Annotated in this window: 11 protein-coding genes and 2 pseudogenes; 6 read left to right on the top strand and 7 right to left on the bottom strand. The window is 66.1% G+C overall.

Going from position 1 to position 14,855, the window contains the following annotated elements; genetic code table 11:
* The first annotated feature begins 277 nt into the window (after positions 1-277).
* The 3 genes and pseudogenes from ACCD06_RS19500 to ACCD06_RS19510 all read left to right on the top strand — a co-directional run.
* Positions 278-874 (top strand): DUF6088 family protein, encoded by a 597-nt coding sequence (locus ACCD06_RS19500; protein WP_413342767.1) that lies wholly within the window; start codon positions 278-280, stop codon positions 872-874.
* Positions 867-1,901, top strand: coding sequence for a nucleotidyl transferase AbiEii/AbiGii toxin family protein (locus ACCD06_RS19505; protein WP_413342769.1), 1,035 nt, complete (start codon positions 867-869; stop codon positions 1,899-1,901). The genes ACCD06_RS19500 and ACCD06_RS19505 overlap by 8 nt, the downstream gene beginning before the upstream one ends.
* A gap of 412 nt (positions 1,902-2,313) precedes the next feature.
* A pseudogene (locus ACCD06_RS19510) lies at positions 2,314-2,439 on the top strand (helix-turn-helix domain-containing protein); the annotation flags it as partial.
* Between the two features lie 115 nt (positions 2,440-2,554).
* On the opposite strand, the gene ACCD06_RS19515 reads toward ACCD06_RS19510, so the two are convergent.
* The 4 genes from ACCD06_RS19515 to ACCD06_RS19530 form a co-directional block, all read right to left on the bottom strand.
* On the bottom strand, positions 2,555-3,931 hold the full coding sequence (locus ACCD06_RS19515) for a DUF6880 family protein (protein ID WP_413342771.1): 1,377 nt from the start codon (positions 3,929-3,931) through the stop codon (positions 2,555-2,557).
* Positions 3,932-3,969: 38 nt separating this feature from the next.
* A complete protein-coding gene (locus ACCD06_RS19520) occupies positions 3,970-5,121 on the bottom strand; it encodes a hypothetical protein (RefSeq protein ID WP_413342773.1) in 1,152 nt (383 codons plus the stop codon).
* 493 nt (positions 5,122-5,614) lie between these two features.
* Complete coding sequence (locus ACCD06_RS19525; protein WP_413342775.1) at positions 5,615-6,256, bottom strand: hypothetical protein; 642 nt, start codon at positions 6,254-6,256, stop codon at positions 5,615-5,617.
* 276 nt (positions 6,257-6,532) lie between these two features.
* Positions 6,533-7,480 carry a MerR family transcriptional regulator gene (locus ACCD06_RS19530; protein WP_413342777.1) on the bottom strand — a complete coding sequence of 316 codons (948 nt, stop codon included), beginning with the start codon at positions 7,478-7,480 and terminating at the stop codon, positions 6,533-6,535.
* 318 nt (positions 7,481-7,798) lie between these two features.
* Between ACCD06_RS19530 and pyp the strand changes: the two genes are divergently transcribed.
* Together pyp and pcl are read left to right on the top strand one after the other, a co-directional pair.
* A complete protein-coding gene (pyp, locus tag ACCD06_RS19535) occupies positions 7,799-8,188 on the top strand; it encodes a photoactive yellow protein (RefSeq protein WP_413342778.1) in 390 nt (129 codons plus the stop codon).
* A gap of 9 nt (positions 8,189-8,197) precedes the next feature.
* On the top strand, positions 8,198-9,457 hold the full coding sequence (pcl, locus tag ACCD06_RS19540; RefSeq protein WP_413342780.1) for a 4-coumarate--CoA ligase: 1,260 nt from the start codon (positions 8,198-8,200) through the stop codon (positions 9,455-9,457).
* 105 nt (positions 9,458-9,562) lie between these two features.
* Here the strand turns inward: pcl and ACCD06_RS19545 are convergent.
* The 3 genes and pseudogenes from ACCD06_RS19545 to ACCD06_RS19555 form a co-directional block, all read right to left on the bottom strand.
* Positions 9,563-10,925: pseudogene (locus ACCD06_RS19545) on the bottom strand (ISKra4 family transposase).
* Positions 10,926-11,134: 209 nt separating this feature from the next.
* Positions 11,135-12,106 carry a LysR family transcriptional regulator gene (locus ACCD06_RS19550; RefSeq protein WP_413342782.1) on the bottom strand — a complete coding sequence of 324 codons (972 nt, stop codon included), beginning with the start codon at positions 12,104-12,106 and terminating at the stop codon, positions 11,135-11,137.
* Complete coding sequence (locus ACCD06_RS19555) at positions 12,103-12,966, bottom strand: helix-turn-helix transcriptional regulator (protein WP_413342784.1); 864 nt, start codon at positions 12,964-12,966, stop codon at positions 12,103-12,105. The genes ACCD06_RS19550 and ACCD06_RS19555 overlap by 4 nt, the downstream gene beginning before the upstream one ends.
* Positions 12,967-13,254: 288 nt before the next feature.
* Here ACCD06_RS19555 and ACCD06_RS19560 point away from each other — a divergent pair, with 288 nt between their 5' ends.
* Positions 13,255-14,826, top strand: coding sequence for a sugar ABC transporter ATP-binding protein (locus ACCD06_RS19560; protein WP_413342786.1), 1,572 nt, complete (start codon positions 13,255-13,257; stop codon positions 14,824-14,826).
* Positions 14,827-14,855: the final 29 nt, after the last annotated feature.

Genomic DNA, 14,855 nt, shown 5'->3' on the forward strand with positions numbered 1-14,855 from the left:
ACGCTGGATTTGATTGCTCGGCTGGATGGTGCAATGCGGATCCGTTCGATCTCCTGCCAACGCGAACAAAGTAGATTTCCCAGCAACATCAACTTAATAGGGCGCACGGCAATGCCCCAGACTTGGATGTTGGTTCACACCATTCCGGCCTCTACCCTGCGCATGGGCGGGATAGCGGGGCACGCTCCACATAACCGACCACCTCTTGAATGTCAGAAAAAAACAGCTTATTTTCTGACATATGAAAGCTACAGCCACATCGGTTCCTGATCGGATCATGAAACGCGCCCGTGCCCGCGGGCGTGGTGGCGTTTTCACGCCGAGCGACTTCTTGGACGTGGCAGGACGGTCGGCGATCGATCAGGCGCTTTCGCGGCTGGCCAAGAGCGGTCAGCTTCGTCGTCTGGCGCGGGGGCTATACGACTTTCCCAAGATTCATCCGAAGCTCGGCCCTCTTTCACCGGCACCGGATGATGTGGCCCACGCATTGGCGCGGGAGACGGGTTCGCACGTGCAGGTCGCCGGCGCTCGTGCAGCCAATGAGCTCGGTCTGTCGACGCAGGTTCCGGCAAAGAGTACCTACCTCACTAATGGCCCCTCCCGTCGGGTCGTGCTGGGCAAGCGCGTCGTCGATCTTCGGCACGCTTCGCCCAAGCACCTCATCGCGCCGGGAAGTGCGGCCGGCACCGTGGTCCAAGCCTTGCGTCATGTCGGGGTCTTCCGTGCCGCCGACGTTGAGCAGGTTGCGGCTCGTCACCTTTCGGCCAAGGATAAGAAGACGCTTGCGTCTACAGCCGTTCAGGCGCCTGCATGGATGCGGCCGACGCTCGTGTCTATCGCAAACACCGTGTCGTCAGGTGAGGCTGATGGATAAGGTCGCTCTGCTTCCCGCCCAAGATCGTGCCGCCCTATTCGGGGAGACCGGCGCGTCTCGCGGCGTCGCGGATACCATCATTGAGAAAGATTTCTGGGTCTGCTGGACACTGCGCCGTCTCTTTGAGCAGCCGGCCGATACCGCGGCGCTCGTGTTCAAGGGCGGCACCTCTCTCTCCAAGGCCTTCAACGCCATCCGTCGCTTCTCGGAAGATATCGACCTGTCTTTCGATCGGGCCGATCTCGGCTACACCGGGGACCGAGATCCGGAGAAAGAAGGCCTAAGTAGAAAGAAGGTGGGGCAGCTCATCGACAAGCTAACTCACGACGTCGAGTTGCACATCGCTGAGAAGCTTCTTCCTGCGCTTCGTATTGCGATCATCAAACAGCTTGGCGAACCGACCAATAACGAATGGGCATTGGAGATCGATGCCGCCGACGCCCAAACATTGAACTTCCACTATCCTACCGCGCTCACTGCGACTGAATACAGGAGCATGGGGTACATCACTCCCCGCGTGAAGCTCGAATTCGGCGCTCGCGGCGACCCCTGGCCAACTGAAGAGCGGATCATCCGGCCCTATGCGGCGGACGATTTTCCTGACTTCTTCGAAGACTCTGACAGCACTGTCGTCGTCCTATCCGCTCGACGCACCTTTTGGGAGAAAGCGACGGCGTTGCATGCCGAGGCTCACAGGCCCGCTGGATCGCCGACACCACAATATTTTTCACGGCACTATTACGATCTCGCCATGCTCCTCGATACCAGCGACGGCAAAATCGCCGCTGAGGACTTCGAGCTTCTCGCGCAGGTCGCCAAGCACAAAGCCACGTTCTTCCGCTCCGGCTGGGCCAATTACGATACCGCTCGCCCAGGAACGCTACAACTCTTGCCGCACGAGACGAGGATCAAGGACCTTCGCACCGACTACAGAGCAATGGCACCCATGATGTTCGATGAAAAGCCTCCAGCTTTTGATGACATACTTGCGAAAATCAAGGCGCTTCAAGAAAAAATAAACAAATAGCGGAATTAAGATGGAGCAGTACTTGTGCTCCGATGCAGCGCAGACAACGGAGGTTGCCGTCGGCATCACGGTACTTGACCGCATGATCGATCTTGGACACTCGACCTCCGTCCGATTCCCATGGCCGACGGTGGGGCTGGAGTGATCTCCAGCCTTTATCATTTCCGTGCAACATGGCCGCATGATGTTGAGGTCACTTGATGATCATCAGCTTTGACGGACGCTTCCCTTGGCCTGATTGCCAATGATCCAGGACGTGAAATCTTTGCGTTTGTAGAACTATGCGATGTCGCATGACTGTCCTAACATTTCCATAACATTGATTATGTGCTTTTTATTTGTAAGCGGGGCAGGTTCTATTCTGAAGTGCAACTTTCTTGTAATCACAGGGCTTTACGGGTCATGAGCGCTGATGGGTGAACATTATTCGCAGATCGATTTCGCAGAGCGCCGCCGCATCCAGGACATGCGCGACGCCAAGATGCCGGTGCCGGTGATCGCCGAGGCTTTGGACCGTCACCGGTCGACCAGCTACCGCCTGGAACACGGTTAATGCCGCCGCCGTCGATGGTGGACGCGCTGATCGCGCGGGCCGAACATTTCGCAATCCACCGTAGAGAATAATCGCCACACACGGGATCGAGTTTGGCCCCCTACCCTTTCCAGTTCAGGCCAGCAGCCTTCATCAGGTTCCAGAAGGCCCGTTTCTGCCGGTGGTGGGCGACGATCTGCTGCTGGTAAGCCTCCTGAGATGGATGATTGATCCAATCATCAACAGCCGAAACCAATCGCTCGGCCGCGACGAGATCACGGACAGCGTGCTCGTACTGCGTGGATTGTGCCCGCGCCAGAACAGCGTCGCCCATGCACCGGTAAAGCAGGGTGGCGGCAAGGGGGTGATTGGCTTCCAATGCCTGGGCGGCCGGCCGTAAACTGGAATAGTGATCTCCGTTCAATTCGCTGATGCGGGTAAGCACGAGGTTCGCCGCCGCATCCAGATCGAGAGTGATCAGCAGGTTGAGCGCGGCATGAGGCTCGCGATGCTGGCGGGCCATTCCCACCGCCGCCGCTCGCACCCGTTCATGCTCATCACTTGGCAGATGAGCGAGGTACGCGCGCAGGGTATGCTCGGAAAGGCTATTGGAGAACATCCGCCAGCGAACCGCTTGGGCATCACCTTGGCGTCCGAGGAGTTCCAGCAACCGAATGTGGAGGTCATCGACTTCCCACCGCCGGTGACCTGGAACCGCCGCCGCTTCCACTCGGGTCAAGGCCTCGGCGACGCGCCCTGCCTCAATCAAGCGCTCGCAGATGTCCTTCAGGGCCTGATCTTCGGTTCCGGCGAGCCGATGGGCGGCAACGAAGCTGTCGACGTCTCCGCGGGCATCGGCGATCTGCTGGAGCCCGCGGATCAAAGGCCACGTCCGTGCCTCCCGCTCTTCAGCCCGGCAGCGGTCTAGATCTTCGCGGATCATGCGCTCCAGTTCGCTCAGACCTTCCTGCCCCAATGCCTCCGTAAAGGCGCTGACAACACCACCATGAACGCCATAGCCGTCCCCAGTGAGAATGTCGAAGACCTCATGCGCCAAGTGAACTTGGTCACGGCCAGGCAGCACTGCCCAGGCTGCTCCCAGATCGTCGACCGCCTGCTTGATGACGTCACCGATCATGCCGTCGGAATCGTCGGACCGATCAAATACATTGTCGTCGAGCCGGATGAAGCGGTCGAGCAGTTGAATAGCTGCCTTCGGCTGCCGTGGCAGCAGGTCCCGGACAATGGCATCACGGATGCGGTCGAGGTCGGCGGCCAGAGATGAACTTTCGCGGTAGCCGTAGAACCGGCGATCAGCTTCAATCCGCTGGAGTTCATCGCACAAGGTGTGAACCAGTTGATCGCCGCTGCTGCGTGAAGCGAGCGCGAGCCGTAACGCTTGATGCAGCCCCACATCCCAGCAAGCGTGCCCAACCAGGATCTCTGCCAGACGTCGGGCGCCCAGAGCCTCGACAGCCGCGACCGAGATTTCCTGCACTTCCCCTGGTGCCACGTCCCAACCCTTTTCGAATTGGCTCAGTTCGCGGCTGCCGGTGCTAGCATTCCGCGCTGGAGCACATCCTTCAATGCGGTTCGCATGTGTTCCCGTCCTGTGGAGCATGGGTCGGCCGCCATTGCCTGTAGCTGTTCCCAAGCCCAAACCTCACGGCCGATGCGCCTTGCTGCCGCTATCAGATGACCAACCGCAGCATGCAGGTCTGTAACGACCGGATCATACCCACCACCAGCGAGAAGGCTGTGCAGCGCAATCATCGCGACCTGAACGGCGAACTCAGGTTCCCGTTCGACATTGTCTCGCACGGCGCGGATCAAGGTCGCCGGTTCGGCGCTCATCGACCTGGCACACTCCAGCGCGATGTCGAGGAAACCGGCGTCCTTGGCCGCCGCGAACCACTTGCCCGCGTCCCCGCGGGTCTGAATGAGGTCGAGGAGGAGCTGGCGCTTGTCCCGACCGGGATAGCTGCGCACGGTGTCGCGGAAGATCGCCAGGTAGGTAGATCCCACGCCGGTGCGAAGTCCATAGCGCTGGTAAGCCTCGTCTGCCCGCCCGGATTGGAGCAGAAGCGCCTCGCAGAAGCGGTCGATGGCCCTCTCATCATAGCTGCGGAACTTTGGATCACGACAGCTATCCGCGTAGGCGATGGCGGCGTCAACCAGCCCCTGGCGTGCCAACGCTTCGGCGCCGAACCGATGATCCGACCAGAAGCGATGACGGGACGTCGCGAGCAGATCCAACAGGTCACCATACCGCCCGACCTCGAGCAAACAAGACAAGCCGATCGTCCCGCCGACAAGATAGCCGCCGGGCATGCTATCGGACCAGACCCGCTGCAGGGACGGCGTGAGAAGGTCGGCGTACTTGTTCATAAGTTCGGGATAGACGGCGATCTCCCCCCAACGCTGCTCAACCGGGAACAGATACTGCACTCCGTCATCAAGCACAGCTTGGTACAGGCGCTCCAGCCATTTGGCGCGGGTCTTGGGATCGGCCGGTGCCATAATTAGGACCGGAATCAGCACACCGAGTGCCTTGTTGACAGCGCTACCCAAGGCACCCGAGGAGGTATCGATCTGCTCGAATGCGGGCCACAGCCGCTCCATAAGCGCGAGGGCGCCCTCCCCCGCCACCAACGGATTGGACTTGCCGACCGTCTTGATCTCGATCACAGCCTCCTTCAAGCGCGCAGCAGCAGTTTGAGACCCGCGCCATCCAAAAGCGCGTGCTCGGAGCTTCGTCTTGAACGCCCACTTGTGGCCGCCAGCCATGTCCGCTCCTGCCTGTGGGGGAACCGCAGCCTGTGATGGAGACACCCGGCTTGGCCTGTACTGGTGGCCAAGGGTAGCTCAGCCACCGGCGCCCGATCAACCCGGAGCTGGTTGTTGCGCCGCAGGCTTGGAGCGCGGTGTCCATACCGGGAGGCGGCCCTTTGTTGTTGCGGTGGTGGGCGAAGCCCACCGGAGCGTGGTGCAGATCCTCGATGGTGTCGAAGGTGTGATCTTGCCCTTCTCACTGTGGCGGCAATCTTGAAGCTCCCCCCAGAGCGCGGAGGGGCAATACAGCCCCTCCCCTTCCCACTCTGAAGCGTGGTGCTCTTAATGCCTACTGCAGGCAGGCAAAGTGCGGTCGTCTCCGGACGGCAGAATTGCTCACGGCATCCTTTCACGTCTCGCGGCTGTCTGGTGCAGCCAGCAGAATACGTTGGGCAAGTTGCGTATCGGGGTGGCTCAGCATTGCCGCTGCATCGCCGCTGCTCCAGCAGTGGAGCCCCTGGAGCTTCTGCACACAGGCCATTGCTGCCTCATGCGTCAGGAACTCGCGGGGGAGACGCTGCCCGGTCGCCAGATGCGTGACCACCCAAACTGCGACTTTATCATCGGCCACACGTTGGTCGATCCCGAAAGCGCCGCACACCTCACCGGACAGCATGATGGTTATCACACCCTCGCCGCCGGTGGGATCAGCGGCAACAGCCTCGTAAGTCGCCGGCGTCCACTGGTTATTTCCAACAAGTTCAGCGTTGCGCCCAAGTGTCTCTGGAGCCTCGTTCATCGTGCTTCCAGGGGAGGTCTGCTCGGTGCGTGCGGCCGGCCGAGAACCCGGCGGAGTTGACTTATGGCGGCTGTCGCGGTTGGACAATGATGCCTCCGAGGGCCAGCGCACGATCGCCCGCACGGCTGACAGCGCATCCTCATTGCGCTGGAGCGGAAAGTACCGACGCAGCTCGGCTATAGCAGCCCATTCCCCCCCGGCTTCGAACGCCTGACGGATGGCAAACCGCTCGTCCTCACTCACGACAAACATTGCCTCTCCTTACCTCCTGGGGGCAGTATCTGCCCCGACCCTGCTTCATTTTACACCGACTTTGGGTAACCTGGGCATTATCATCAAATGGCTAGTTGGCTGATTTCGGCGGGCTTCTGGATATTGTGACGGTTGGCTGGCCAGAACAGCTATGCCGACATTCTCAGCATCTTCTGGTACCGGTACGAAGGTGCAACGCCAAGTTGCCGTTGATCGGATTGCTGGAGCCGGCGAAAGCGGGGGAAGATTCGGCATGACGACGCCCGCCGGTCGCCGTCACGAGTAACGCCGCCTACTCCGCTTCTCGGCCAGGGCGGCAACGATCGAATCGAGATCGTGGAGGGCGCGCACCCCGGGCAACGGCGGCACCCGGCCCATGCCGGCCCCGCCCGCCCAGAGATCGACTTCGGGCGGAAGGCTGTCGCGCAAGGACCGCAGCAGCGGAGCCGTCGTGCGGGCGGGATGGGCCAGGCTGAACGACAGGGCGACCACATCGATGGCGTAGGCGTCGACGGTGGCGACCAACTCCGCTACTGGCGTCTGCGCGCCAAGACCGATGCAGCAGGCGCCTTCGACAGTCAGCACCGCCTCGGCCATCAGCAGGCCCAGCGTGTGACGCTCTCCCGGCATTGTGGTCAGCAGCACGCGCGGCCAGCCGGCGGGTCGACCGATCGCACCGACCGCCGCCTGGACCACATCGCCCACCACCTTGGTGTAAAGGTGCTCCTGGAAGATGCGAAGCTCGCCGCGTAGCCACGCCTCGCCCACCGCGACGTTCAGCCGGGTCATGGTTTCGCAGACGAAGCGGGACAGGCCTTGGCGATGCACCTGCAATGTCAACTGCCGCACCAGTTCCGCATGGTCGTGGCTGCGCAGCGCGTCGAGCACGGCGACGATGGGCTCGGGCGGCGCGCCGGCGGGAGGCTCCGAGATCGACCAGACCAGTTCCTCCAGCGCGCCGCAGTCCAGGCCGACCACCTTTGCCGGTCGCATGCCAGCGTCCAGCAGGCGCCGGATCAGGCGCAGCATCGCCACCTGGTCGGCCGGGTACAGGCGTTCGCCATGCTCGCCGCGTGCCGGCTGCGGGAAGCCGTAGCGGACCTCCCACTTGCGGATCACCTCGCGCGTCAGCCCGGTCGCCTGTTCTATCTCCGTGACCGGGGTCGCGGGTCCATCAGCTTGCTTCTGCTCTGTCCAGGACGTTTCCTGCATTGCCAATGCCATGCCGATTGCGATGTGTGAAAATGAAATTAACAGAAACTTGGCCTTGCCGAAAGGTAATAGGCTCAGACCTGCGGCGTCGCGACGATCCTCCAGTATGGTTAGGCCTACATTTTGTCCTGGACAAGATGAGGCGAGAAAAATACCTCTATCGATGTTGACGGCGCTGGCGGGGACCCGAACCCCACCCCCCACACACGTGCTTCCGCCACATCAGCCACCTCACGCGCGACGGTCGCCAAAGGGCTCGTCGCCGATCCGACACGCGCCCCTCCCGGGGGCGCCGGCGGGCACCAACTTTGGAGCAGGGAGACTCCCATCATGACCGCGACCATGCAGCTTGTTGCGTTCGGCACCTCCGACATTGAGAACACGCTCGGCAAGATGAGCGCGTCGGAGATCGACCGCCTCGCCTTCGGCGCCGTGCAGCTCGACTCCGCCGGCCGCATCCTCCAGTACAATGCCGCCGAAGGTGCCATCACCGGCCGCGACCCGAAGGCGGTCGTCGGCAAGAACTTCTTCACGGAAGTCGCTCCCTGCACCAACACCCCGGCGTTCAAGGGCGTGTTTGACAAGGGCGTCCAGTCAGGCGACCTGAACACGATGATCGAGTACACCTTCAACTATCAGATGAAGCCGACGAAGGTGAAGGTGCACATGAAGAAGGCGCTGGTCGGCGACAGCTACTGGGTCTTCGTCAAGCGCCTGTGAGCGGCCCCCATGAAGACCCAACAATGGTGGCAGGACCGCGGCGCCCTCGGCCGCGTTGTGTGCGACCTTCTGGCGGGTGAGTTCGCCCGGCTTCGGCCGGGCGGTTCGCCGCCGGACGGGTCCGATCCCTGGCTGGAGACGTTCCCGCTGGGCCAGGACGGGCTGGGCGCCGACTCCCTCGACCTGCTGCAGCTCGCGGCCGCCCTCAATGAGGCGCTGCACCTCCACCGCAGCGGCATCGAGGACTATCTGCTGGTGCGGAAGACGATCGGCGACTGGCTCGACATCTGTCAGGCGGCACTCGCCCGCTTCGATGGAGCGCTGAGCTTCCGCACCTCGGGAAGTACCGGCGAGGCCAAACGCTGCGAGCATGCGCTGGCTGCGCTGGAGGAGGAGGCTGGGGCGCTGGCCGCCATTCTGTCGGACGGACCCGAGGCATTGCGGCGCATCGTCAGTCTGGTCCCCGCCCATCACATCTACGGCTTTCTGTTCACGGTGCTGCTGCCGGGCCGTCTCGGCGTCCCGGTGGTGTCCGGGCGCGGCGCCTCGCCCGGCGGCCTCGCCGCCCGGCTCCTCCCCGGCGATCTCGTGGTCGCGCATCCCGACTGGTGGGGCGCTCTCCTGCGGTCCGGCGCCGCCCTGCCGGCGGGGGTGTCGGGCACCAGTTCCACCGCGCCCTGCCCGCCCGCCACCGCACGGGGCGTGCGCGGCATCGGGCTGGCGCGCCTGGTGGAGGTGTTCGGCTCCTCGGAAACCGCCGGGCTGGGCTGGCGCGAGTCCCCCGACGCTCCCTTCCGGCCCTTCGCCTGGTGGCGCTTCGGCGAGGATGGCCAGGTATCCAGGCGTCTGGCCGACGGAACCCTGCAGACTGCCACGCTTCAGGACCGACTGGTTCACAGTACGGAGGGCTTCCGCCCGGCCGGGCGCCTCGACACCGTCGTGCAGGTTGGCGGCGTCAACGTGTCGCTGGCCGCGGTGCAGGCGCATCTGTCCAGCCATCCCGACGTCGAGGCCGCCGCGGTCCGCCCGATGCGGCCGGAGGAGGGAACGCGCCTCAAGGCCTTCATCGTCCCGGCCGCCGGCGCACCGGTCCGGGACGAACTGTGCCGGCGGCTGACCAAGTGGATCGAGGCGACGCTTCCGGCCCCGCAACGCCCGCGCGCCTTGCGCATCGGCCCGGCCCTGCCGGTGAACGCCATGGGCAAGCCCTGCGACTGGCTGCTGACCGCCGAGGTGGCCATTGAAATCGCAACTGCCACCGACCGATAGACATCGCACTGGCATTCGACCAGGCGGACGCCCCAGGGGAGATCACGCCATGGCCAACACCACCTTCACCTCGGCTCCTAGAGACCGTCGCAAACCTGGGGGCCTTCATGCCGCGCGGCGAAATGGTCGGCGGGCGTATGGCTCGGCGACGGCGTGATCGGCGGCAAGTGTGCCGTTCATCACCGCGGAGCGGACCTTCAGCATTTGGTGAGCACCACGCGGCGACCAGCGCATCTGTTGATTGGCGCCCATGCGCCGGTGCAGCAGGCGCTGCACTGTGCCTTCGGTCGTCGCCGTAGAGATGGGCTCGCCCCGGCGACGGGCCGCGGCGTAGTCGATGATCAGCTCGCCCCGGCCGACGACGTAGGTCTCCAGGGCGCGCAACAGCGTCACCACCTTCCGGGCCTGCCGGTTGTCGGCGGCTTCCACGAGGGCATCGAGGTCGGTCAGGGTGTCGCCAATCGGGACCAGCGCCCACTCCGTCTGCCCATGCCAGAGCCGCCAGCGGATGCGGGACACCGCGTCGGCTAGCGCCGTCGCCCGCTCCGTGGCGGCCGACACCGCCGTGGCCCAGCCCTTGACCGCTTGCGCCACGTGCTGGACCCGCATGACCAGATAAAACCAGTCGAGGACATGGCGCGCCGGACCGACACTGGCCGCCCCGGCCAGGGAGCGGGGGCCGTCCGCGCCGTCGCTGAGGATGGTGACCGACGTGCTCGTGGTCGCCCCCAGACGGCGCAGGACGTGATGAAGTTGCCGCACTTGGCGGTCGGCCTCGGCTGGCATGCTGCTGAAGACCACTTCCTGACCCTCATCGTTGCCCACCCGCGCGATCATCACCTCGAACGAGCGCATCTGGTAGGTCCGCACCGACTTCACGTGCCCCGCGTCGATGGCCAGCGTGATCGCCTGCGCCGGAGCCGGCGAACCCTCGTCCGGCGGGACCAGCGCCGCCCGTTCGAGCCGAGCCCCAACCTGGAGTGTGCGCCGGCGGACCGTTTCCACGTCCGGGGCGGTGTCCAACGGCAGCAGCTCGGCCAGCAATGCCTGCGCCCGCCGGTACGGCAGCGCGCTGCCCATCCCGGCCAGGACGCGTTCGTACTCGGGGGTGCAGCGGTCGGGCATGATCTCCGCAACCGGGGTCAGGCTGCGCCGGCAGGCTATGCCGCAGCGGCAGGCGCCGAAGCGGGGCGCACGCACATCTACCACGCCGAACAGCGACACCAGCCTGCGGGTGCGGTGGTCCTAGCGATCAGCAGTGGCCGCAGCGACGGCGAAGATGGCAGTGCGCGTCAGCTTGGGCCGTCACCAGGACGCGCTGCAGGCTGGCCAGGGTTGCCTTGCCTTCGGCCAAGGTCAGCCCGAGGGTTTCCGCCTGACCGGCTTCGGTGCGCTCGCCCTCAGAGATCATGTGCTGCGTGACGACGCCGTCCTCGCCCGTCACCTCCACCAACACCCGCCACTTCATCGCGCCCCCGGATCGCTGCCATAGGAGCGCCGTATCATCCCTCCCCCAGGTTTGCGACGGGCTCCCGTCCGCGTCGCCTGATCAGCCACGGGGCTGATGCGGTCCATTGCCTCGCTCACCTCGCTGCAACACGTCGGCCTGTGCGAAGACGCCAGGGCAAAGCCAGCGATGACGGGTCCATAGCTCCCCGATGACCCGGCGCCCGCCGGCTATGCCGCCGGACTGGGGTCCGGTGGTCCGCCGTCCAGCGCCATCGGAGACGCCAGGTCGATGGCGGCGAGGCCGCTGTCGAGCTGGCGGACGGTGTCGACCAGATGGTCGGCCAGGGCGCGGGTCCTCGCCGGCCGGTAACGCATCGCCGGCATGACCACCTGGATGTCCACGGTCGGCGGGCAGAAGCGCGTCAGCAGCGGCACCAGCGCGCCGGAGCGGATGTCGTCGACGACGTCCCAGGCCGCCTTGAACGCGATCCCCCGGCCGGTCCGCGCCCAGTGGCGGATCAGGCCGCCGTCGTTGGTTTCGCGGCTGCCGACGGCCCTGACGATGTGCAGCCGCCCGTCGACGTTGAAGGTCCACTGGTCGAACCGCGTGCCGTCGCGGACCAGCACGATGCAGTCGTGGTCCAGCAGGTCGTCCGGCGTCTCGGGCGCCGGGTGGAGGGCGAGGTAGTCGGGGGAGGCGACCGGCAGGCGCCGGTTCGACGAGATGCGCCGCAGCCGCAGAGAGCTGTCGGGCAGCTTGCCGTAGCGCACCGCGATGTCCACCCCGCCCTGCGTCAGGTCGACCACCGAATCGGTCAGCGACAGCCGGATGGAGATGCCCGGATGGCGCTCCTGGAAGAGGTCGATCGCCGGCGCGATCCGGTGGCGGCCAAGATCGACCGGAGCCGACACGTGGATCGGCCCGCTCAGCGCGTCGCCGCCCTTCGACATCGCGTCCTGCAGGTCATCGACGTCGGCCAGGATGCGCCGGACGGTGTGGAAGACCTGCTCGCCGGCCTCGGTCAGCAGCATCTGGCGGGTGGTGCGCTGGATGAGCTGCCGGCCCACCGCCGCCTCAAGCGTCTGAAGGCGGACCGACACGGTGGCCGGCGAAACGCCCAGCTCCCGGCCGGCGGCGGACAGCGAGCCCAGCTCGACGATGCGCTTGAACAGGGCGAGGTCGGACAGCCGGTCGATCACGGCCCCTCCCGTCCACGGGCGAAGGCGCTGGGGGACAGGCCGGCGTGGCCGGTGAAGGCCACGGTGAAGGCCGCCGCGCTGTTGAAGCCGACGGCGCGGGCGGTGTCGCCGACGCTGAGGCGCTCCCGGCTCAGCAGCTCCATGGCGCGGTTCATGCGCAGCTCCTGGACGAAGTCGCGCCAGCCGACGCCCAGCTCCTCCTGCACGCGGCGGCGCAGGGTGCGCTCCGACAGCCCCGCCGCTGCGGCCGCCCCGCCGATCGACGGCGCGCGCAGGTTCTCGCGCGCGTAGCGGATGGCGGCGCCGATCGCCGGGGAATCGCCATGCGGCGTCCACATCACCCGGCGGCGGTCGAACCACTCGCCGCACAGGAAGCCCAGCGTCCGAAAGACGGCGTCGACGCCCCCATGCGTCGGCTGGCGCGCTGGCCCCCAATCGGTCGCCTTGAGGATCAGCTCGCGCGCCAGCGCGGTCATCGGTACCGCCCAGCAGCCGTCGCGTCGCCAGTCCACCTCGCCCCGCGTCAGCTTGACCAGCACCACGTCCGCCGGACGTTCGGCGCGCAGCCGGTAAGGGCGTTCCGGCGGTATGTAGACCATCTGCCCGCACAACAGCCCCCAGCGCCCGCGCGGCCCCTCCAGCGTAACCACGCCGCGCAGCACGGCGAACAGCGTTCCGCCGGGCTCCGCGGCCGAGCTGGCGTCGAACCGGGCATCGGTCAGCCGCACCGCGTGGCTCGGCACCCCGGCGGGAATCCGAAAACGCGGATCAGCATCGCGGAGGGCGAAATCCGGGGAAACCGGCCCGCCCGCACCGCAGGCGCACGCGGTGGCCGTTTCGTCGGCCGCGTGGAAGGTCATGGGGCCACATTCTTCCGATTGACAGAACAGTGTCCTGAGCGGGCGGCGGGTGAGCCGCACCGCATCACCAAAAGTAAGGGTTTCTGCGTCTGAGTGGCAAGGGTGGAATGCAAATGTCAGCGCAAAGCCGCACCATTCTTTAGGAAACGTGAAAAGTGATTTTGGCCGTTCAACGATGATTCCGCCACCGCTTTCGCATGACAGCCACGCCGAACCGTGCAACGTTTGAATCACGAACAGCTTGCGTAACAAGCGGATTCGCAAACCAAGACATCCGGGGAGGACCCGATGACGCTGCTGCCACAGACGCCGGCCACACGCCGTGCGCCGACGGACCTTCGTGTGCCGCCGCTCGACGCACACCCGCTGCTGACCTGCGACGGGATCGACAAGCGGTTCGGCGGGACCCACGCGCTCAAGGACATCCGCTTCGCCATCCGCCGCGGCGAGATCGTCGCGCTGCTCGGTGAGAACGGCGCCGGCAAATCGACGCTCATCAAGGCGCTGGCCGGCGTCCATCGTCCCGACACCGGGCGCTTCCTGTTCGACGGCGCGCCCTACGACCCGCGCAACGGCCGCGGCCGCATCGCCTTCATCCACCAGGATCTCGGCCTGATCGACTGGATGACGGTGGGCGAGAACATGATGCTCGGCTCCCGCTTCGAGCGTCGCGGCGGGCTGATCGACTGGCGCGCCGGCGAGCGGCGGGCGGCGGAGGCGCTGGCGGTGGTCGGCGGCGCCATCGACGTGCAGGCCCGCGTCGGCACGCTGACCCGCACCGAGAAGTCGCTGGTCGCCATCGCCCGCGCCCTGGCGACGCGGGCCGACCTGCTGGTGCTCGACGAGCCCACCGCCAGCCTGCCGCAGTCCGAGGTCGAGCGCCTGTACGGCGTGCTGCGCGGCCTGCGCGAGCGCGGCGTGGCGATGATCTACGTCTCCCACCGGCTGGACGAGGTGTTCGCGGTGTCCGACCGCGTCGTGGTGCTGCGGGACGGGCGGCTGGTGGCGGACCAGGCAACCGCCGACACCGACCCGCAGGAGCTGATCCGCCTGATCATCGGCCGGGCGCCGGACGCCCTGTTCCACCGCCCGCCGCCGCCGAAGGGCACGGCCGACCGCCTGGACCTGTGCGGCGTGGTCGTCGGCGACGTCGGGCCCATCGACCTGCGGCTGGCGGCCGGCGAGATCGTCGGGGTGGTGGGCTTGCGCGGCGCCGGGCAGGACGCGGTCGGAAAGGCGCTGTTCGGGCTGCTCCCGCCGTCGGCCGGCGCCATGCGGCTCGACGGGCTGGACTTCGCCCCCGCCGACCCGCCGTCGGCGATCCGGCGCGGCGTCTGTCTGGTGGCGGGAGACCGCGCCGCGGAGTCCGTGCTGGCCGGGTTGTCGGTTCGCGAGAACATGTTCATCAACCCGTGCCTGAGCGGCCGCGGCCCGCTCACCCCGCGCCCGCTGGCCGACGAGGCGGCGGAAGCGGCCCGGCTCGGGGCCCGCGTCGGGCTGCGGCCCAACGACCCGGCTGCGGCCATCGAATCGCTGTCGGGGGGCAACCAGCAGAAGGTGGTCATGGCGCGCTGGATGCGGGTCGGCGGCTCCGTCCTGGTGCTGGAGGATCCGACCGCCGGCGTCGACGTCGGCGCCAAGGCGGAGATCTACCGCCTGCTCGCCGCCATGGCGGCGGACGGCTGCGGCATCCTGGTGGTGTCCACCGACTTCGAGGAGGTCGCGGCGCTCTGCCACCGCGCCTACGTGTTCCGCGACGGCTGCGTGGTCGACGAGTTGCCAGCCGACCGGCTGTCGATCGCGTCGCTGCTGAACGCCGCGTCGCTCGGCGAGGGCTGCGGCCCACCGCCCCGGCACTGACGCTGGCCCCCCTTCCTGACCGAACCCTG

Source organism: Azospirillum sp. CT11-132 (assembly GCF_047302835.1).
Lineage (GTDB): Bacteria > Pseudomonadota > Alphaproteobacteria > Azospirillales > Azospirillaceae > Azospirillum.

Excerpts from the sequence above, each read along its gene's own strand:
- ACCD06_RS19500 (WP_413342767.1), top strand. The coding sequence starts at position 278 with ATGAAACGCGCCCGTGCCCGCGGGCGTGGTGGCGTTTTCACGCCGAGC.
- ACCD06_RS19505 (WP_413342769.1), top strand. The coding sequence starts at position 867 with ATGGATAAGGTCGCTCTGCTTCCCGCCCAAGATCGTGCCGCCCTATTC.
- ACCD06_RS19525 (WP_413342775.1), bottom strand. The coding sequence starts at position 6,256 with ATGTTTGTCGTGAGTGAGGACGAGCGGTTTGCCATCCGTCAGGCGTTC.
- ACCD06_RS19530 (WP_413342777.1), bottom strand. The coding sequence starts at position 7,480 with ATGGCATTGGCAATGCAGGAAACGTCCTGGACAGAGCAGAAGCAAGCT.
- pyp (WP_413342778.1), top strand. The coding sequence starts at position 7,799 with ATGACCGCGACCATGCAGCTTGTTGCGTTCGGCACCTCCGACATTGAG.
- pcl (WP_413342780.1), top strand. The coding sequence starts at position 8,198 with ATGAAGACCCAACAATGGTGGCAGGACCGCGGCGCCCTCGGCCGCGTT.
- ACCD06_RS19555 (WP_413342784.1), bottom strand. The coding sequence starts at position 12,966 with ATGACCTTCCACGCGGCCGACGAAACGGCCACCGCGTGCGCCTGCGGT.
- ACCD06_RS19560 (WP_413342786.1), top strand. The coding sequence starts at position 13,255 with ATGACGCTGCTGCCACAGACGCCGGCCACACGCCGTGCGCCGACGGAC.